Genomic DNA, 19,016 nt, shown 5'->3' with positions numbered 1-19,016 from the left:
CCGGTCGCGCGCTTCCCCGCGCCCCTCAGAGGGCTTGGCCCAGGTGGCACAGGGGCGCGGGAAGTGCTTCGTTACGGTGCCGTCAGCGGGGCGTAGGCGTCCGGGCGGCGGTCGCGGAAGAACTGCCAGCGGTCGCGGACCTCGCGGAGCTTGGCCAGGTCCAGGTCGCGGACGACGAGTTCGGTCTCCTTGTCGCTCGCCACCTCCCCGACGAACTGGGCCTCCGGGTCCACGAAGTAGGAGGTGCCGTAGAAGTCGTTGTCCCCGAGTTCCTCGACGCCGACCCGGTTGATCGCGCCGATGAAGTACTCGTTGGCGACGGCCGACGCCGGCTGCTCCAGCTGCCACAGGTAGCGGGACAGGCCCCGCGAGGTGGCCGACGGGTTGAACACGATCTCGGCGCCGCCGAGGCCCAGCGCACGCCAGCCCTCCGGGAAGTGCCGGTCGTAGCAGATGTAGACGCCGATCCTCCCCACCGCGGTGTCGAAGACGGGCCAGCCGACGTTGCCGGGACGGAAGTAGAACTTCTCCCAGAAGCCGGGGACTTGGGGGATGTGGTGCTTGCGGTACTTGCCGAGGTACTTGCCGTCCGAGTCGATCACGGCGGCGGTGTTGTAGAGGACTCCCGGCTGCTCCTCCTCGTACATCGGCAGCACGAGGACCAGGCCCAGCTCCTTGGCGAGCGCCTGGAAGCGCTTGACGATCGGGCCGTCGGGGATCTGCTCGGCGTACTCGTAGAACGCCTTGTCCTGGACCTGGCAGAAGTAGGGCCCGTAGAACAGCTCCTGGAAGCACAGGACCTGCGCACCCTGCGCGGCCGCGTCGCGGGCCGCCTGCTCGTGGACCTGGATCATCGACTCCTTGTCGCCGGTCCAGGCCGTCTGGAAGATGGCTGCGCGGATGACTCTGCTCATCGGGACCTCCGGTCACTCGGTGTGCGGTGAGCCTAGGAAGTCCGGAAGTCGGGTTTGAGTTGCACGGTGTCACGTCTGCGGGCCTTCTCCGTTCCACCGTGTCACCTCTTCGTGGGCGCATGTTTCACCGCCGTTTTCGCAGGTCCCGGCATGTTTCAGCCCTGTTGCGCGTCGTGGGCGAGGAGGGCGATGTGGACGGACGCGGCCTGTTCGAAGTCGTCGAGGTCCACGCCGAGGCGGGCCTCTATGGCTTCGAGACGGCGGTACAGCGCGGGCCTGCTCACATGGTGCAGCTGAGCCGTGTGCGACTTGTTGCGGCCCGTCGCGAGATACGTCCGCAGCACCGGCAGCAGATCCTGCTCGGCGTGCCCGTCACCGCGCAGCAGGCCGTCCAACTCCCGCTCGGCGAAGGCCTGTACGTGCGGATCGTCCCGCAACAGCCGGACCAGGCCGCGCAGATGCACATCACGCAGGCGTACCACGACCGGCAGCTCCAGCCCGGCCGCCGAGGACTGGGCGACGGCGTCGGCCACGTGCCGGGCCTCGCGCAGCCCGCCCGGCACGTCCTCCCACGTGGTCCGCGCCTCGGCTGCCGCCACGACGGTCCTGCGCTCCCCCGACTCCGACCGCAGCCGGGTGGCGAAGTGCGCGGTGAGCGCGGCCGCGTCCTGGTCCCGGGCGAGGCTGAGGAGTACGGCGGTGGCGCCCTCCGCCAGTTCGGCGACGAGCCCGGGGAGCCCCAGCATCCGCAGCACACGGTCGAGTTGGGCCGGGTCCCCGTCGCGCACGACGAGCGGCACGAACGTACGGCGGTTGACCGGCAGCCCGGCCGCCCGTGCCCTCGGCAGCAGTTGCCGGGCCGGTACGACTCCGGAGACGAGGTCCGTCAGGAGGCTCTGCGCGGACTGCTCCTCCCAGCTGTGCGCCGAGCCACCGAGCATGCGGTGCAGTACGAGCGCCTCGGCGGCCCGGTCGGCGAGCAGCCGCCCGGTGGCGGCGTCGCCCCGGTATCCGCACAGCACGATCTGGCCCCAGCGCTCCCCGCGCCCGCCCAGCTCGGCGCGTGCCCAGCCGTCGCCCTCGCTGCCGCCCGCCTGCCGGGAGATCCGCTCCCAGTCGCGCAGTACGTCGTCGACCGCCGACCGCTCCCCCGCCGTGGCGAGGACGCGATGGGCGAGGTTGGTGACGACGAGCGGACAGCCCGCGTGCTGGGCGATCTCGTCGAGGAGTCGTTGGAGCGGGGCTCCGGCGGTGATCAGCCCGGTCAGGGAGGTGCGTACGGCCTCCGACAGGCTCACGGCGGCGAACTTCCGCCGTACCAGCCGGGACTGGACCTCCTCCGTCAGTTCGGCGAAGGGGAACGGCCGGTGCAGCACCACCATGGGCAGGCCGCACCGCTCCGCCGCCCGGCGCATCACGTCGGGCGGCGTCGGGAAGGCCCGGCCGAGACCCAGGACGACCGCCGCGGCCTCGGCCCGGTACAGCGAGCGGATGTACTCGGCCTGGGCGTCCTCGTTCCCGGCGAGCAGGACCCCGGTGGTGAGGACCATCTCGCCGCCGGTGAGCATCACGCCCACGTCGGGGGCCTCGGCCACATGCACCCAGCGCACGGGCCGGTCGAGCTGACCGGCCCCGGCCACCACCTCGGGCTCTCCGGCGAGCACCCGGTCCATGGTGAGGACCTGGCGTACCGACAGGGCGGGTTCCAAGACGGTGATCATGGCACTGGGTTTCCTTACATCCGGTGTTACTGAATGCTCCCCAGAGCGCGTTCGAGGGCCTCGGCGCCCTCCTCGGCCTCGGCGACGGTCAGGGACAGCGGGGGCGCGACACGCAGCGCGCTGGTGTTGTGGCCGCCGCCCTTGCCGATCAGCAGGCCCTCCCGGCGGGCGGCTTCGAGGACGGCGGACGCGGCCTCCGGGTTCGCCTCGTCGGTGCCGGGCCTGACCAGTTCGATGCCGATCATGAGCCCCCGGCCGCGTACTTCCTTCACTTCGGGGATCTGGGCGGTGATCGCCCGCAACCGCTCGATGAGCAGTCCGCCGACGCGGCGCGCGTTGCCCTGGAGGTCGTGCTCGACCAGGTAGTTCAGGTTGGCGAGGCCTGCGGCCATGGTGATCTGGGTGCCGCCGAAGGTCGAGATCGAGTTGCTGTCCAGGCAGTTCATGACCTCGGCACGGGCGACGACGCCGCCGATGGACATGCCGTTGCCGATGCCCTTGGCGAAGGTGACGATGTCCGGAGGCCCGTTCTGGCCGTGCGCCTGCCAGCCCCAGAAGTTGTCGCCGGTACGGCCCCACCCGGTCTGCACCTCGTCGGCGATCCACAGCACGCCGTGCCGCTGGAGCACCTCGCGGAAGGCGGCGTACAGGCCGTCCGGCGGTGAGGTGAAGCCGCCGACGCCCTGGATCGGCTCGGCGATCAGCGCGGCCGGCGGGCGGCCGTGGCCAAGCAGGTCCTCCAGGTCGGCGACGCAGGCCGTGATGAAGTCGGCGTCGCTCAGGTCGGCGTAGGGACCGCGGGTCCGGACGCCGCCGTGCACGTACAGCGTCTGGAGCGGTGACAGCGAGGTCGGCGACCAGCCCTTGTTGCCGGTGATGCCGACCGCGCTGAAGGAGCGGCCGTGGTAGCTGTTGCGCATCGCGAGGATCTGGTTGCTCTGCCGGTACGTCGTGGCCAGCATCAGCGCGGTGTCGTTGGCCTCGGTGCCGGAGGTGGTGAAGAAGACGCGGGCGTCCGGGATGCCGGACATCTGCGCGATCCGCTCGGCGAGTTCGACCATCGGCCGGTTGAGGTAGAGCGTGGAGGAGTGGATGATCCGCCCGGCCTGCTCGCTCACCGCCTTGGTGACCTCGGGCAGCGCGTGCGCCGTCATGGTGGTGAGGATGCCGCCGAAGAAGTCGAGGTACTTGTTGCCCTGGGCGTCCCAGACATGGCGGCCCTCGCCGTGGGTGATCTCCAGCGGGTCCGCGTAGTAGAGCGCGAGCCAGTCGGGCAGTACGGCCTTGTGGCGTCCGAGCAGTTCGTCGGTCACGGCTGCACCACTCCTTTCACTCTGTGCGGGGTTCTGCGTGTGTCAGGGCTGTACGTGCCCACGTCAGGGCCGTACGAGTCCTTCGTACGCGTCGGGCCTGCGGTCCCGGTAGAACGCCCACTGCTGCCGTACGTCCTCGATCAGGTCGAAGTCGAGGTCCCGTACGACGAGTTCCTCGCTCTTGTCGCTCGCGACCTCGCCGACGAACTTGCCGCGCGGGTCGACGAAGTACGAGGTGCCGTAGAAGTCGTTGTCCCCGTACTCCTCCACGCCGACCCGGTTGATCGCGGCGATGAAGTACTCGTTGGCGACGGCTGCCGCGGGCTGCTCCAGCTGCCACAGGTGGGCGGAGAGGCCCCGGTGGGTCGCGGAGGGGTTGTAGACGAGCTGGGCGCCGTTCAGACCGAGCTGGCGCCAGCCCTCCGGGAAGTGGCGGTCGTAGCAGATGTAGACGCCGACCTTGCCGACGGCCGTCTCGAAGACCGGCCAGCCGAGGTTCCCGGGCTTGAAGTAGTACTTCTCCCAGAACCCCTTGACCTGGGGGATGTGATGCTTGCGGTACTTGCCGAGGTAGGTGCCGTCGGCGTCGATCACCGCCGCGGTGTTGTAGTAGAACCCGGACTGCTCGACCTCGAACACCGGGACGACGATCACCATGCCGGTCTCACGGGCCAGCTCCCGCATCCGCGTGACGGTCGGGCCGTCCGGCACGGGTTCCGCCCAGGCGTAGTGCTCCGGTTCCTGGACCTGGCAGAAGTAGGGCGCGTTGAAGACTTCCTGGAAGCCGATCACCTTCGCGCCCTGCCGGGCCGCCTCGCGGGCGTGCTCGACGTGCTTGGCGACCATGGATGCGGTGTCGCCGGTCCAGGTCGCCTGGACCAGGGCGGCGCGTACGACGTTGGCCATGTCAGGTGCTCCTTCGACAGGGACCTCAGCGAGCCTCTACGCCCGTAGACGCAGGCCGTAGAGGCTTGAAACTAAGCCCCGTCGACGGGCTGGGCAAGACCATCGTCGTCAACCGGCCGAGTCGATCACGTTTCGCACTCCAGTGGGGGATTGCCCCTGTGTTTCGCGCGCCGGACCGGCCGCGCCCTCGGGCGGTCGCCGGGTGCGTCGGGTGGGTCGGGCGTGCCGTGCGGTCAGGTGAGCCCCTGCACGCGCAGCGCGTGCACCACCTCTCGGTAGCGCTCCTCGGAGACGCCGCGTGCCGCCGCCAGCACGAGGGGCTTGAGCCGCCGCGGTTGGGCCTCCGCGGTGCGCGCCGCCTCCTCCGGCGTACGCACGCGCACGTACACGTCGAGCAGCGCACGCGCCTCCCGCTCACGCCCCTCGGTGACGAAGGCGAGCACCGCTTCGCCGATCTCCTCGGCGGGCCGCGAGACGCCCTGCCGCAGCATCTGCTCCCCGTCCGAGGCGCGGCCGACCGCGTTCAGGGCGTCCGCGACCGCGACGAGCCGGTCGGCGGGCAGCGAGCCGGCCTCCCACAGCAGGGTCGCCCAGTCGGCGCCCAGCCCCGCGCGGTGCAGGTCGGCCGCGAGCAACGGGAAACGGGCGGCGGGCCAGTACGCGACCTCCACGAGGAGAGCGTGCGCCTCCCCGCTGCGGCTCTCCCGGCGCAACCGCACCAACCGCTCCACCGTCTCGGCGACCTCCCGCCGCGCCGCGTCGTCCAGCGGCTGCCGCGCCTGCGGCTGCTTCGGCGCCGCCGTCCCGGCCCGCTCCGCGACACCGGCGTACCGGGCGCCCCGGGGAGCGCGCCCCTTGCGCCCGACGGCCGGTGCGGCCTCGGGTTCGACGACGGACGGAGCGCCGGACGGAGCCTCCTCGGCCTCCATCGCCCCGGCGAAACGCGCGCCTCCTCGGGGGCGGCGCTTGGCGCGCTGCTTGGGGGGCGCAGGGGCGGCGGATTCCGGGTCGGGGGTCGGCAGGTCGGGCTCGGATGCGGATACGGGGGTGGCGGGTGCGGTGGTCTCGGCGGGTTCGTCGGGGTCCGGGAAGGCGGCCGCGTACGTGTCGCGCCGTGCGTCGTGCGCGGCGGCCCCCTCGGCGGTACGGCCGTCGAGGGGGCCGTACGAACGGCCGTCGGGGGCGCGCCCGCCTCCGATTCGGTCCGCCTGTATACGTCCGCCGCCGAGCTGATCCGCGGGTGCTCCCCCGCCGTACCGGTCCGCGTGCGTACGTCCGTCGGGGCGCTCCGCCGTATCGGCCGTGCGCTCCTCCGCTCCCGGCACCGGGAAGACGTCCCCGGCGGTGTTCCCCGGAACACGCGCCGCGCCCCGCACGGGGTGGTGCGGGGCGCGGCGGTCGGCGTCCTCGATGCGGGTGCGCAGTTCCGTACAGCGGGCCGTGGCGCGCTCGTGGTCGTCGTGGGCCCAGGCCAGGTCCAGGCGGACGGAGTCGGCCTCCTCCTGGGTGGTGGCGGCCTGGAGCCGGTGGGTGAGCTCGGCGGTGCGTTCGGCGGCGTAGCGCTGTTCACGGAGCATGACGTCGAGCCGGTCGCCGAGGGCCTCGCGGCCGCCGGGCCGGGAGTCGTACGCGGCCAGGGAAGCGCTGTGCAGAGCCCGGGCGCGATGGGTCTCCTGGGCCGCGGCGGCGGGACCGTACGCGGTGTTGAGGTCGTGCATGAGCGCTTCCACGACGTCCCAGGGCGGCACCTCGAGTCCGTCCAGGCAGGCTCGCATGCCGTCGGGGTCACGCCGCCAGAAGACGGCGCACCAGCCACCGCCCTGGTCGAGCTTCGTCATCAGCTTGTTCAGGTATCCCGCGAACTCCCGCACCTGACCGGGGAGTTGATCTACAGCCATCGCATCCTCCCCGGCAGACTGGAGTGCTCCGGTCCGCAAGAAAACACCAGTTGTGTTACAGGACGGCTACGTGAAGTTTTCAGAGCGGACGCAGTGTGCTGTGCGCGGTCGCATGACGGCTGTACGTGAGGGGTTCAAGCCATGGCGGCGAACGACTCCGGCCACGTCGGTGAACAGCTCAGGTCACCGCGGCGAACGGCTCAGGCCACCGCGGCCGTCGGCACCGCCCCGGCGGCCGGGGCGCACCGGGTGACGAGTTCGTCCATGGACAGGCCCAGCGCGCGGGCGAGGGCGGCGACCGTGAAGAACGCCGGCGTGGGGGCGCGGCCGGTCTCGATCTTCCGGAGGGTCTCCGCGGAGATGCCCGCGCCGGCGGCGATCTCGACCATGCTGCGACCGCCGCGGGCCTCACGCAGCAACCGGCCGAGCCGCTCGCCGCGTTCGCGCTCTTCGGGGGTCAAGGGGGTGCGCACCATGACCCCATTCTAATACCGATCCCCGCCGACGGACCGGTATTTTAATTGGACGTTGAGCGGTATAGTAATTGGCATGGTGGAACTGAAGACGGATGCATCGATGGACGCGATGTACGAGACCGGGCAGGTCGTGGCGCGAGCGCTGACCAGGGTGCGGGACGCCGCCGACGTGGGCGTCTCCCTGCTCGAACTGGACGAGCTGGCGCACACGGTCCTGCGGGAGGCGGGCGCCTCGTCGCCGTTCCTCGGCTACCGGCCCTCCTTCGCGCCCACGCCCTTCCCGGCCGTGATCTGCGCCTCCGTGAACGACGCGATCGTGCACGGCATCCCTACGGCGTACCGGCTGCGCGACGGCGACCTCGTCTCCATCGACTTCGGCGCCCAACTGGGGGGCTGGGCCGGGGACTCGGCGATCAGCTTCGTCGTGGGCGAGCCGCGCGCGGCCGACCTGCGGCTCGTCGGGACGGCCGAACGCGCCCTCGCGGCGGGCATCGAGGCGGCCGTCGTGGGCAACCGCATCGGCGACATCGCCCACGCGATCGGCACCGTGTGCCGCGCCGCCGGGTACGGGATCCCCGACGGCTTCGGCGGCCACGGGATCGGCCGCCGGATGCACGAGGACCCCGGGGTACCGAACGAGGGGCGGCCCGGGCGCGGAATGCGGCTGCGGCACGGGATGGTCCTGGCGATCGAGCCGATGGTGATCGGCGGGGGCGGCGACGGGTTCCACGCGGCACCGGACGGGTGGACGCTGTGCACGGACGACGGGTCTCGTGCGGCCCATGCGGAACACACGGTCGCCATCACGGACGCGGGACCGCGGGTACTGACGGCACGGTGACGGTGACGGTGACTTCACAGCGCCGTTGACCTGCGCGTGGTGGCGCGGCTACGGGTGGGCCGATGAAGGGCAGGGGGCGCAGCCCCCGCCCTTCGGGGGCGCGGGGAACCGCGCGACCAGCCCCCACGCACCCGCGGCCGCAAGCGAACCGGAACTCCCACGACGCCCCCGGTGTAGCCGCGCGGCGACAGGGCACCCGGCAGCGAATGAACAGCGGCTTCCCGGGGCCCGAGGGCTACGGTCCGGACCCCTTCAGTGAGTTCTTCGCCCGTTTCTTCGGCGGTCCGCGCCCTCAGCGGATCGAGATCGGCCGGCTGATGAGCGGCCAGGCCCGCCAACTGGTGGCCGACGCCGCGGCGTACGCGGCACGGCACGGCAGCAGCGACCTGGACACCCAGCATCTGCTGCGCGCCGCGCTGACCGCCGAACCGACCCGAAGTCTGGTGGCCCGCGCGGGCGCCGACCCCGACGCGCTGGCCGGTGAGATCGACGAACGGTCGGGCCCGGAGCGGCACAAGCCGGGCCAGGGGCCGACACCCGCGTCCCTGGCCCTGACCCCCGCGGTCAAGCGGGCCCTGCTGGACGCGCACGAACTGGCCCGGGTCACCGGCTCCGGCTACATCGGCCCCGAACACGTCCTGAGCGCCCTCGCCGCCAACCCGGACTCGGCCGCCGGGCACATCCTCGGCGCCGCGCGCCTCTCGGCCTCCGCGCTGCCGCCGGACGCGTCGGAGCCGTCGACGACGCCCCCGCCCGCCGGAATCCCCCTCGCCGGATTTCCGCGCTCCGACCTGCCGCGCCGTAGCCCCACCGCCACCCCGACCCTCGACAAGTACGGCCGCGACCTGACCGACCTCGCCCTTCAGGGCCGGATCGACCCGGTCATCGGGCGGGAGGAGGAGATCGAGCAGACCGTCGAAGTGCTCTCCCGGCGCGGCAAGAACAACCCCGTGCTCATCGGTGAGGCGGGCGTCGGCAAGACCGCGATCGTGGAGGGGCTGGCCCAGCGCGTCGCCGAGGGAGACGTGCCCGATGTGCTGGCCGGGCGCCGGGTGGTCGCCCTGGATCTGTCCGGGGTGGTCGCCGGGACCCGTTACCGGGGCGACTTCGAGGAGCGGCTGACGAACATCGTCGACGAGATCCGCGCACACTCCGAGGAACTGGTCGTCTTCATCGACGAGTTGCACACGGTCGTGGGCGCCGGCTCGGGCGAGGGCAGCGTGCTGGACGCGGGCAACATCCTCAAGCCGGCCCTGGCACGCGGCGAGCTGAACATCGTCGGCGCGACGACCTTGGAGGAGTACCGGCGGATCGAGAAGGACGCGGCGCTGGCCCGCCGGTTCCAGCCGGTGCTGGTCCCCGAGCCGGACGGCGACGACGCTCTGGAGATCCTGCGCGGGCTGCGCGACCGGTACGAGGCCCACCATCAGGTCCGCTACAGCGACGAGGCGCTGGTGGCGGCCGTGGCGCTGTCGGACCGGTATCTCACCGACCGCCGGCTGCCCGACAAGGCCATCGACCTGATGGACCAGGCCGGGGCCCGGGTCCGGCTGCGCGCCCGGACGAAGGGGACGGACGTACGGGCCCTGGAGCGGGAGATCGAGCAGGTGACCCGGGACAAGGACCAGGCGGTCGCGGGTGAGCAGTACGAGCAGGCCACGCGCCTGCGGGACCGGATCGGCGAGCTCAGGGAGCGGATCGCCGAAGGGCGCGGCGAGAAGCGGGCCGACGACGGGCAGAGTCTGGAGATCGGCGCCGAGGACATCGCCGAGGTCGTCTCCCGGCAGACCGGCATCCCCGTCAGCAGCCTCACCCAGGAGGAGAGGGAACGGCTGCTGGGGCTGGAACAGCGGCTGCATCAGCGGGTCGTCGGGCAGGACGAGGCGGTGAGCGTGGTGGCGGACGCCGTGCTGCGCTCACGCGCCGGGCTGGCCAGTCCCGAACGGCCGATCGGCAGCTTCCTCTTCCTGGGCCCGACCGGCGTCGGCAAGACCGAACTGGCCCGCGCGCTGGCGGAGTCCCTCTTCGGCAACGAGGACCGGATGGTGCGGCTCGACATGAGCGAGTACCAGGAGCGGCACACGGTCAGCCGGCTGGTCGGCGCCCCGCCCGGCTACGTCGGCCACGAGGAGGCCGGTCAGCTGACGGAGACCGTGCGACGGCACCCGTACTCGCTGCTGTTGCTGGACGAGGTGGAGAAGGCCCACCCGGACGTCTTCAACCTGCTGCTCCAGGTCCTCGACGACGGCAGGCTCACCGACGCGCAGGGCCGCACGGTCGACTTCACCCACGCCGTGGTCGTCATGACGAGCAACCTGGGCTCGGAGGCCATCGGCCGGGGCGGGTCGGGGCTGGGATTCTCGGCGGGCGGCGCCGAGGCGGACGAGGAGGACCGGCGCGAGCGGATCCTGCGGCCGTTGCGGGAGCACTTCCGGCCGGAGTTCCTCAACCGCATCGACGAGATCGTCGTCTTCCGCCGGCTCACCGACGACCAACTGCGGCGGATCACCGACCTGTTGCTGGAGCGGACGCGGCACCGGCTGCAGGCGCAGGGCATCACCGTCGAGTTCACCGAGCGGGCCGTCGACCATCTCGCCCGCCACGGTCACCAGCCCGAGTACGGCGCCCGGCCGCTGCGCCGCACGATCCAGCGGGAGGTCGACAACCCGCTGTCCCGGCTGCTCCTCGACGGACGACTGCCGTCCGGCAGCCGGGTGGTGGCGGAAGCGGAGGACGGGCGGCTCGCCTTCCGTACGACGCCGCCCGCCTCCGACTGATCCGACCGACCCGCTGTGCCGAGCCCCGGCCGCGTCGCGGAGACCTGCTTCGTGACCTACTTCGTGACCTACTTCGTGGGGTGCACGACCATCGCCGCGCCGCCCCCGCGCCGTACGGTCTCCGCGGCGGCCAGCCACCTGCCGTTCGACAGGCGCTGGACGGCGGTGGCCGCGCCGATCTCCGGGTTCTGCCGGAAGCCGTGCCCGATGGCTTCGAGTTCGGCCCTCAACGGGCTGTTCCACAGGCCCGGTTCGAGCTCGGTGGTGGTCTGGTTGCGCTGGCTGGCGCGCGGCGCGGCGATCGCGTCGACCAGGGGCAGGCCCCGGTCGAGGAACCCGGTCAGGGTCTGCAGCACGGTCGTGATGATGGTCGCGCCGCCCGGCGAGCCGAGCGCCACCACGGGCCTGTCGTGCCGGTCGAGCACGATCGTCGGCGACATCGACGAGCGCGGCCGCTTGCCCGGCCCCGGCAGGTTGGGGTCGTGCACGGTCGGGTTAGCCGGGGTGAAGGAGAAGTCCGTCAGCTCGTTGTTGAGCAGGAAGCCCCGGCCCGGCACGGTGATGCCGCTGCCGCCGGTCTGCTCGATGGTGAGCGTGTACGAGACGACGTTGCCCCACTTGTCGGCGACCGTGAGGTGGGTCGTGCTGTCGCCCTCGTACGTCGTCGGCGCGGCCGTACCGCCGGTCGCGCAGGGCACCGGATTGCGCGGGTCACCCGGCGCGACGGGGCTGGTCAGTACCGCGTCGTCCTTGATCAGGCACTCACGCGAGTCGGCGAACCTCTGCGACAGCAGCCCCTTCGTCGGCACGTCCTCGAAGGCGGGGTCGCCGACCCAGCGGCCACGGTCGGCGAAGGCGATACGGCTGGCCTCGATGTAGCGGTGCAGGTACTGGACGTCGCTCGCCTTCGAGAGGTCGGTCCGCTCAAGGATGTTGAGGGCCTCGGCGACCGTCGTGCCGCCGGAGGACGAGGGGGCCATCCCGTAGACGCCGAGACCCCGGTACGAGGCCCTGGTGGGCGCCTGGTGCTTGGCGCGGTATGCGGCGAGGTCGGCGGTGGTCAGGTCGCCGGGACGGGCGTTGTAGCCCGAACCCGGGTCCACCGGCGGTTTGTTGACCGTGTCGACGATGTCCTGCGCGAGGTCGCCCCGGTAGAGGGCCCCGACGCCCTTGCGGCCCAACTCCGCGTAGGTGCGGGCCAGATCGGGGTTCTTGAGGGTCGAGCCGACCACCGGCAGCGCGCCGCCGGGGAGGAACAGGTCGGCCGTGGCGGGGAAGTTGCGGAACCGGGCCTCGTTGGAGGCGGTCTGGGCGCGGAAGGTCGCGTCGACGGTGAACCCGTCGCGGGCGAGCTTCTCGGCGGGCTTCAGCAGCTTGCCGAGTGGCTTGCTGCCCCAACTCCTCAGCGCCGTCTGCCAGGTTGCCGGGGTGCCGGGCGTACCGACGCTCAGCCCGCTGGTGACGGCCTCGGCGAACGGGATCGGTGTGCCGTTCTCCAGGAAGAGGTTCTCGTCGGCGCTCAGGGGCGCGGTCTCCCGGCCGTCGATGGTGTGCACCGCACGGGACTCGGCGTCGTAGTAGACGAAGTAGCCGCCTCCGCCGATGCCCGCCGAGTAGGGCTCGGTGACACCGAGCGCGGCGGCGGTGGCGACGGCCGCGTCGACCGCGTTGCCGCCCTTGCGGAGCACCTCGATGCCGACGGCGGAGGCGTCCGGGTCGACGCTGGAGACGGCACCGCCGTAGCCGACGGCGACCGGGGACTTCTCGACGGTGTCCGTAGCGGCGGAGGTCGGCGGGGCCGCCCCCACCGACAACACGGCGGACGTTGCCGCCAGTACAGCCAGTTTCCGCGCGACAGGGCGACGCAGACGCATCCGTACCTCCAGTCAAGGACCGTCCGCGCAGACTAACGCGGCTGCCATGGCCCCGTCAGCGAGGTCTCGGCCATCCGGCCTACCCGCGCCACCCCTGAAACGGCACGTCGAACCAGGACACCGGGCACGGAATCGGACAGGGATTCGGACAGAGTTCGGCGGCGCCCGCTACCATGCGCGGCCATGAATGACGACGTGCGCAATATCGTCCTCGGCGTGATCACGGCGGGGCTCAGTGCCTCGCTGGGCTGGTTCGTCCGGACGTACCTGTGGAAGCGGAAGCTCCGCCGCAAGCAGACCTTCTTCGGGCTGCCCGACAACTCCGAGTCCTTGTTGGTGGTCAACCGTGATCCGTCCAGTGCGGACCTGGCGGTCCACCGCTTCGACGTGTTCGCGCTGCTGGAGCTCTCCGCGCTGATCAAGGACTGCGGCTCCCACGCGCAGATGATCACCCAGGACGCGGCGCAGCAGGGATTCGGCGAGCGCACCGAGTTCTGCGTGGGAGGCCCGGTCTCGAATCGCCGGATGGCCGCGCACATATCCGCGATGCTGCCCGGCATCAGCTTCAACAGCGACCCCGAGCCCGGCCCTCACCGGGCCGCCTTCCAGATCGGCAGCGAGCAGTACCGCCTGGATCCCGGCATCACCGAACACGTCATCCTGGCGCGGCTCACCACCGGCCAGCCGGACCAGGCCCGCCCCGTCTTCCTCTTCTGCGGCCAGCGCGCGATCACCAACCAGGCCGCCACCCGCTACCTCGCCCGCAACCACGAGCGCCTGCACCGCAAGTACGGCACCGGCACCTTCGTCCTCCTGCTGAAGGTCGTCAACTCCCAGGCGTACGGCGCCGATGTGGTCGAGCTCGTCGCGGACGTCACGCGGGCGGCCCAGGCCCCGGCCCCGACCCCGTCCGCCCCGGCGCAGATCTCGCACCGCGCCTCCTAGTTCACCGGTGAACGTTACCGTCACGTAACTTACCGGGGAGTTACTTCCGGTAAGGGAGTCCGGTTACCGTCGGGTCACTTTGCACTTACACGAGTGAGGAGCGACCCGTGAGACACCCGCACGGCACGACATCGCGTACGACCAGGGCACTGCGCACGAGCGCCGCAGGTGCCGTCTCGGCCACCCTGGTCGCCGGCACGGCCCTGGGCCTGGCCCCCGCCGCCCAGGCGGCGTCCGGCACCACGGGCACCCCCACCACCCGCCTCGTCGATATCAAGGGCGACGGCGGCACGGTCCTCAAGGCCAACGTCGTCGCACCCGCCGACGCCTCACGCGCGTACCCGCTCCTCGTGCTGCCCACGAGCTGGGGCCTCCCCCAGGTCGAGTACCTGGCCCAGGCGCGGAAGCTGGCCGACGCCGGTTATGTCGTGGTCAGTTACAACGTCCGCGGCTTCTGGGAGTCCGGCGGATACATAGAGGTGGCGGGACCACCCGACATAGCCGACGCCTCCAAGGTGATCGACTGGGCCCTCGCCAACACCCCGGCCGACGCGGGGCACATCGGCATGGCGGGACTGTCGTACGGCGCGGGTATCAGCCTGCTCGCCGCCGCGCACGACAAGCGCGTCAAGGCGGTCGCCGCGCTGAGCGGCTGGGCGGACCTGATCGACTCGATCTACGGCGGACGCACCCAGCACCTCCAGGCGGCCGCCCTGCTGGACGGCGCCGGACGGATCACCGGCCGCCAGGGCCCCGAACTCCAGCAGATATTCGAGAACTTCTACGCCTCCAACCTGGCCAAGGAGGGGGACATGATCGCCTGGGGGAAGAAACGTTCCCCCGAGACCTATCTGGACCAGATCAACACCAACGGCACGGCGGTCATGCTCGCCAACGCCTGGGGCGACTCGATCTTCCCGCCCAACCAGTACGCCGACTTCTACGAGAAGCTCACCGGCCCCAAGCGGCTGGAGCTGCGCCCCGGCGACCACGCCACCACGGAGGTCACCGGACTGTTCGGGCTGCCCAACGACGTGTGGACGGACACCCAGCGCTGGTTCGACCACTATCTGAAGGGCACGGCCAACGGCATCGACCGCGAGCAGCCCGTGCGGCTCAAGTCCCGTACGGGCGGCGCCTTCGAGAGCTATCCGGACTGGAAGTCGGTCACCGCTACCAGGAAGAAGATCGCCCTGACGAGCGGCACCACGATCCGTGCGAACGTCGACTCGGGCGCGAACGGCGGGGTGGTCTTCCTGTCCAGCGTCCTGGACCAGGTGGCCCAACTCCCGCCCGTGGCCTCGATACCGCTGCTGCCGCGCCGCTGGGCGGCCGTGTGGCAGTCGGAGAAGTACGCGACGGCGCAGTCCGTGCGAGGCACCGCGAAACTGCACACCACGGTCACCGCCACCAAGGAGAGCGGCACCCTCGTCGCCTACCTGTACGACGTGGGCCCGCTCGGCCTCGGCAAGCTGGTCAGCCACGCGCCGTACACCTTCCACGGCGAGACACCCGGCACGCCGTTCGGCGTGGACCTGGAGTTGCTCTCCACGGCCTACGACGTTCCGGCGGGCCACCGTCTCGCCCTGGTCGTCGACACGGTCGACCCGCTCTACATCGAGCACAACCCGACCGGCGCGCAGCTGACCTTCTCCTCGCCGCCGAACGACCCGTCGTACGTGTCGATCCCGCTGCGCGAGCAGTGATCTCCGGCTGCTGCCGGGCGGGCCTGGCCCCTGGCTACTGCGCGCCTGGCAGCAGCGTCCCTCTTCGGCCGGGGTGGCGTCCACGGCCTCGCTCACCCCAAGTGGATGAACCGCTCATCGTAGTCGAGGCTCGCGCCGGGTCCAGTGGCGGTGGTCAGTGCTTGAGGATCTTGGAGAGAAAGTCCTTGGCACGGTCGCTCTCCGGGCTGGTGAAGAAACCGTCCGGAGTGCGGTCCTCGACGATGCGGCCGTCCGCCATGAAGACGACACGATTGGCGGCGGAACGGGCGAAACCCATCTCATGGGTGACGACGACCATGGTCATGCCCTCGCGCGCCAACTGCTGCATGACTTCGAGGACTTCGTTGATCATCTCCGGGTCGAGGGCCGAGGTCGGCTCGTCGAACAGCATGACCTTGGGGTCCATGGCAAGAGCGCGGGCGATGGCCACACGCTGCTGCTGACCGCCGGAGAGCTGCGCCGGATACTTCGGCGCCTGGTCGGCGAGGCCGACACGGTCGAGGAGTTCGCGGGAACGCTTGTCGGCGTCCTCCTTCTTCCGTTTGCGGACCTTGACCTGACCGAGCGACACATTCTGCAGGACCGTCTTGTGCGCGAAGAGGTTGAAGGCCTGGAAGACCATGCCGACGTCCGCGCGGAGCGCCGCGAGGGCCTTGCCCTCGTCCGGCAGCGGCTGCCCGTCGAGCAGGATCGTGCCGGAGTGAATGGGCTCCAGCCGGTTGATCGCCCTGCACAGCGTCGACTTCCCCGACCCCGACGGGCCGATGACCACGACCACCTCCCCCTTGCCGACAGTGAGGTCGATGTCCTGGAGGACATGCAGCTCGCCGAAGTACTTGTTCACGTCGTGCATCTCGATCAGCGGATCGACCGCCATGCCCTGCCCGCCCTACTCGCTCTCGGCCGTGTCGTGTCGTGTCGCAGGTGCCGCAAACTATCCGGCGGGAAGGGGCCCCCGTACACGACACGCACGGTCATGGATTAGCCGTATTTTCAGGAATCGGCCACGCCCGAAGGCGGTGCGGAGGACAGTACGGAATCCGGCGCGGAAGACCGTGCGGATCCAGCGCGGAAGGCCGTCACCCCTCCGCGACCTCGGCGTACAGCTGGGAGAGTTCCGGCGCACCGGTGGCCGCCCACTCCTGGCCCGCCTCGACCACGTCGATCTCACGGCCGGACAAAAGGCGCACCACCGGCTGGCCATGGGGCCAGATCTCCCAGCGGGCACCCGGGACGGTCCGTACGACGACCGTGCCCAGGTAGAGCCCGGCGTCGTTCCCGAGCCAGGCCAGGGTCTCCTCGTCGTCGCGCCAGAGCGGGACGAGCTGGTCGAGCGCTTCCAACGAGGCCGCGGAGTCGTCGAGTTCGACACCGGACCGCGCGGCCTGCGCGCGCAGCAGTTCACATTCGGAGAGAAGTTCGGCGAGTCCCTCGTGACCGTCGTCGTCTCCGTCGCCGCCGGTGAACACCGCGACCCCGAAAGCGGGGTCACGCCTCTTGCGCCAGTTGCCCAGGAAAGAGATGTTCATGTGCTCAGCGTGTCATCCGCGTCACCCTTCGCACCACAGGCGCGCGGGGACCGCTTGTTCGCCGGGAGTTTGTTCGCAGTTCGCGCACGCCTCATTGACGGGTTCCTGACGCCTCTTTAGCTTCATGGCGCATCTGTCGTCTCATCGTTGTACCGATGCCGCATCCGTCGTCATCGTCTCCATCAGGTCATCAGCGAGCGGGAGGGGGCGCGCGTGCGCCGACGCGTCTGGGGAACGGCCGTCGTACTGGCACTCTTGGCGACGGTCGCACCCGTCGCCTCGGCTCGGGCCGCCGCCGACGGAGCGTCTGAACCGGCGCCGCTGGAACGCCTCTTCGACAACCGGGCGGTCAGCGAGGACGCCCGGCCGGGCGAGGCCGACTTCGACGGCTCCGGTGGTTCTCTCTCCGCCGCCGATCTGGCGGGTGCGGGGTGGACGCCCGGGCGTGCGCTGACCGTCCAGGGCGCGCGCCTGACCTGGCCGCGCCGCACGGCGGGCGAGCCCGACAACGTACGCGCCGCCGGCCAGTCCGTACGCGTACGGGGCCGGGGCGACGCCCTCGCCTTCCTCGTCGCCGCCACGGGCGGCGCCCGCGGAGCTGCGGAGGCGCGCCAGTGTCGAGGGCACGAGCGCGCGGAGGCCCGAAGGGCTGAGCACGGTCGTGTTCTCGACACCGGCTCCAGCGCCTCTGCGGCGGAGCCATGTGGCGCCGCGACCGGCACCGGCACGGTCCGCTACACGAACGGCACCCGCTCCCCGTACCGCCTCACGGCGCCCGACTGGCGCACCGGCCCGCTCGCGACCAAGGCCGTGGCCCTCCCCCACATCAACACGCCCGACGGTCAACTCACCGAGAAGGCACGCCTGTACGTCGTCACCGTCCCGATCGCCCGGGGTCGCGAGGTCGCCTCGGTGACCCTGCCGCGCAACCGGGACGTCCATGTCTTCGCCCTGTCCGTGCGCCCCGAGTCGCGCGGCTGGACCGGCGGTTGGGCCGCCTCCACCTCCGGCTACACGGCCGTGGGCCCCTGGACCGACCGGACGCTGCGGCTCGTCGTCCACACCTCGGCGGGCGGGCCCCGGGTGCGGATCCGGCTCGACAACACCTTCGCGTCGGCGCCGGTACGGGTGGGGAGCGCGACGGTGGCCCTGCAGGCGACGGGCGCGACCGCCCGCAGCGCGCCGGTGCCGCTGTCCTTCCGGGGTGCGGCGGGCACCGAGATCCCGGCCGGCGCACAGGCGTTCAGCGACCCGCTGGGCTTCGAGGTGCCCCCGGGCGCCAATCTCCTGGTGAGCTTCCATCTGCCGGGAACCGTGACGGCCGCGCCCGTGCACCGGCTCGCCCAGCAGACGTCGTACGTCAGCGAACCGGGCGACCACGCGGGCGACCGCTCGGCGGCGGCGTACGCCTCGACGCTCACCACCTGGCCGCTGCTGACCGGCGTGGACGTGGGCGGCGGGCCGGGCTCCGTCGTGCTCCTCGGGGACTCGATCACCGACGGGGAGAAGACGACGGCCGACGCGAACCGGCGGTGGCCGGACGTGCTGGCCGGGCGACTGCGGAGCCAGGAGGAGATCCCGCGCTACGGCGTCCTCAACCAGGGGATCTCGGCGAACCGGGTGGTCACCGACCGCTATCCCGGCGACGGCGTCTCCACCGACACCGGCGGCGTGAGCGCCCTGCACCGCCTGGACCGTGATGTCCTCGCCCAGACCTCCGCCCGTACCGTCGTGGTCTTCGAGGGCGTCAACGACGTCCGCTGGGGTGCGACGGCGGGCGAGGTCGTCGCCGGACTGCGGGAGATCGCGGCCCGGGGACACGAGCGGGGCCTGCGCATGCTCGTGGCGACGATCGCGCCCTGCGAGGGCGAGACCCGCTGCACGGCCGCCGCCGACGCCCAGCGGGTCGCGGTGAACGAGTGGATCCGAGGCAGCGAGGAGTTCGACGGAGTCCTCGACTTCGACGCGGTGCTCCGGGACCCGGGGAGTCCGGCTCGGCTGCTTCCCGCGTACGACAGCGGGGACCATCTGCATCCGAACGAAACGGGGCTGGCGGCGCTGGCCGAGTCGGTCGACCTCCGCCTGCTGTGACGAC

General features: G+C 71.4%; 14 protein-coding genes. 5 read left to right on the top strand and 9 right to left on the bottom strand.

Translation table 11 applies throughout. The features are described from left to right. Positions 1-71: 71 nt before the first annotated feature. The 6 genes from OG202_RS39425 to OG202_RS39400 form a co-directional block, all read right to left on the bottom strand. Entirely contained in the window at positions 72-914 is an 843-nt protein-coding gene (locus OG202_RS39425; protein ID WP_327727057.1) for a nitrilase-related carbon-nitrogen hydrolase, read from the bottom strand. 155 nt (positions 915-1,069) lie between these two features. Further along, positions 1,070-2,635 (bottom strand): PucR family transcriptional regulator, encoded by a 1,566-nt coding sequence (locus OG202_RS39420; RefSeq protein WP_326575005.1) that lies wholly within the window; start codon positions 2,633-2,635, stop codon positions 1,070-1,072. A gap of 26 nt (positions 2,636-2,661) precedes the next feature. Then, on the bottom strand, positions 2,662-3,948 hold the full coding sequence (locus OG202_RS39415; RefSeq protein ID WP_326575007.1) for an aspartate aminotransferase family protein: 1,287 nt from the start codon (positions 3,946-3,948) through the stop codon (positions 2,662-2,664). 63 nt (positions 3,949-4,011) lie between these two features. Then, positions 4,012-4,854, bottom strand: coding sequence for a nitrilase-related carbon-nitrogen hydrolase (locus tag OG202_RS39410; RefSeq protein ID WP_326575009.1), 843 nt, complete (start codon positions 4,852-4,854; stop codon positions 4,012-4,014). A 233-nt stretch (positions 4,855-5,087) separates the two neighbouring features. After that, positions 5,088-6,752: a hypothetical protein gene (locus tag OG202_RS39405; RefSeq protein ID WP_327727058.1), complete on the bottom strand. Its 1,665-nt coding sequence runs from the start codon at positions 6,750-6,752 to the stop codon at positions 5,088-5,090. A gap of 200 nt (positions 6,753-6,952) precedes the next feature. Next, positions 6,953-7,228 (bottom strand): helix-turn-helix domain-containing protein, encoded by a 276-nt coding sequence (locus OG202_RS39400; RefSeq protein ID WP_327727059.1) that lies wholly within the window; start codon positions 7,226-7,228, stop codon positions 6,953-6,955. A 73-nt stretch (positions 7,229-7,301) separates the two neighbouring features. Between OG202_RS39400 and map the strand changes: the two genes are divergently transcribed. Further along, positions 7,302-8,069 carry a type I methionyl aminopeptidase gene (gene map / locus OG202_RS39395; RefSeq protein WP_326575015.1) on the top strand — a complete coding sequence of 256 codons (768 nt, stop codon included), beginning with the start codon at positions 7,302-7,304 and terminating at the stop codon, positions 8,067-8,069. Between the two features lie 206 nt (positions 8,070-8,275). Then, positions 8,276-10,846, top strand: coding sequence for an ATP-dependent Clp protease ATP-binding subunit (locus OG202_RS39390; RefSeq protein WP_328224314.1), 2,571 nt, complete (start codon positions 8,276-8,278; stop codon positions 10,844-10,846). Positions 10,847-10,914: 68 nt separating this feature from the next. On the opposite strand, the gene ggt is transcribed toward OG202_RS39390, so the two are convergent. Next, the gene (gene ggt / locus OG202_RS39385) at positions 10,915-12,720 is read right to left on the bottom strand and encodes a gamma-glutamyltransferase (RefSeq protein WP_328224313.1); all 1,806 of its coding nucleotides are present in this window, start codon (positions 12,718-12,720) and stop codon (positions 10,915-10,917) included. A gap of 183 nt (positions 12,721-12,903) precedes the next feature. Between ggt and OG202_RS39380 the strand changes: the two genes are divergently transcribed. Then, positions 12,904-13,665 carry a hypothetical protein gene (locus OG202_RS39380; RefSeq protein WP_326575021.1) on the top strand — a complete coding sequence of 254 codons (762 nt, stop codon included), beginning with the start codon at positions 12,904-12,906 and terminating at the stop codon, positions 13,663-13,665. 107 nt (positions 13,666-13,772) lie between these two features. Then, the gene (locus OG202_RS39375) at positions 13,773-15,371 is read left to right on the top strand and encodes an alpha/beta fold hydrolase (RefSeq protein WP_327727062.1); all 1,599 of its coding nucleotides are present in this window, start codon (positions 13,773-13,775) and stop codon (positions 15,369-15,371) included. A gap of 154 nt (positions 15,372-15,525) precedes the next feature. Here OG202_RS39375 and OG202_RS39370 read toward each other — a convergent pair whose 3' ends face one another. Both OG202_RS39370 and OG202_RS39365 read right to left on the bottom strand, forming a co-directional pair. Then, positions 15,526-16,269 (bottom strand): amino acid ABC transporter ATP-binding protein, encoded by a 744-nt coding sequence (locus OG202_RS39370; protein WP_326575025.1) that lies wholly within the window; start codon positions 16,267-16,269, stop codon positions 15,526-15,528. A gap of 202 nt (positions 16,270-16,471) precedes the next feature. Next, on the bottom strand, positions 16,472-16,921 hold the full coding sequence (locus OG202_RS39365; protein WP_326575027.1) for a DUF6278 family protein: 450 nt from the start codon (positions 16,919-16,921) through the stop codon (positions 16,472-16,474). Between the two features lie 213 nt (positions 16,922-17,134). Here OG202_RS39365 and OG202_RS39360 point away from each other — a divergent pair, with 213 nt between their 5' ends. Next, the gene (locus OG202_RS39360; protein WP_327727063.1) at positions 17,135-19,012 is read left to right on the top strand and encodes an SGNH/GDSL hydrolase family protein; all 1,878 of its coding nucleotides are present in this window, start codon (positions 17,135-17,137) and stop codon (positions 19,010-19,012) included. Positions 19,013-19,016 lie beyond the last annotated feature (4 nt).

Source organism: Streptomyces sp. NBC_00310 (assembly GCF_036208085.1).
Lineage (GTDB): Bacteria > Actinomycetota > Actinomycetes > Streptomycetales > Streptomycetaceae > Streptomyces.
Note: the sequence above shows the minus strand (reverse complement) of the source record. Positions and strands in the feature narration are given on the sequence as shown.

Excerpts from the sequence above, each read along its gene's own strand:
- OG202_RS39425 (WP_327727057.1), bottom strand. The coding sequence starts at position 914 with ATGAGCAGAGTCATCCGCGCAGCCATCTTCCAGACGGCCTGGACCGGC.
- OG202_RS39420 (WP_326575005.1), bottom strand. The coding sequence starts at position 2,635 with ATGATCACCGTCTTGGAACCCGCCCTGTCGGTACGCCAGGTCCTCACC.
- OG202_RS39410 (WP_326575009.1), bottom strand. The coding sequence starts at position 4,854 with ATGGCCAACGTCGTACGCGCCGCCCTGGTCCAGGCGACCTGGACCGGC.
- OG202_RS39405 (WP_327727058.1), bottom strand. The coding sequence starts at position 6,752 with ATGGCTGTAGATCAACTCCCCGGTCAGGTGCGGGAGTTCGCGGGATAC.
- OG202_RS39400 (WP_327727059.1), bottom strand. The coding sequence starts at position 7,228 with ATGGTGCGCACCCCCTTGACCCCCGAAGAGCGCGAACGCGGCGAGCGG.
- map (WP_326575015.1), top strand. The coding sequence starts at position 7,302 with ATGGTGGAACTGAAGACGGATGCATCGATGGACGCGATGTACGAGACC.
- OG202_RS39390 (WP_328224314.1), top strand. The coding sequence starts at position 8,276 with ATGAACAGCGGCTTCCCGGGGCCCGAGGGCTACGGTCCGGACCCCTTC.
- ggt (WP_328224313.1), bottom strand. The coding sequence starts at position 12,720 with ATGCGTCTGCGTCGCCCTGTCGCGCGGAAACTGGCTGTACTGGCGGCA.
- OG202_RS39380 (WP_326575021.1), top strand. The coding sequence starts at position 12,904 with ATGAATGACGACGTGCGCAATATCGTCCTCGGCGTGATCACGGCGGGG.
- OG202_RS39370 (WP_326575025.1), bottom strand. The coding sequence starts at position 16,269 with ATGGCGGTCGATCCGCTGATCGAGATGCACGACGTGAACAAGTACTTC.
- OG202_RS39365 (WP_326575027.1), bottom strand. The coding sequence starts at position 16,921 with ATGAACATCTCTTTCCTGGGCAACTGGCGCAAGAGGCGTGACCCCGCT.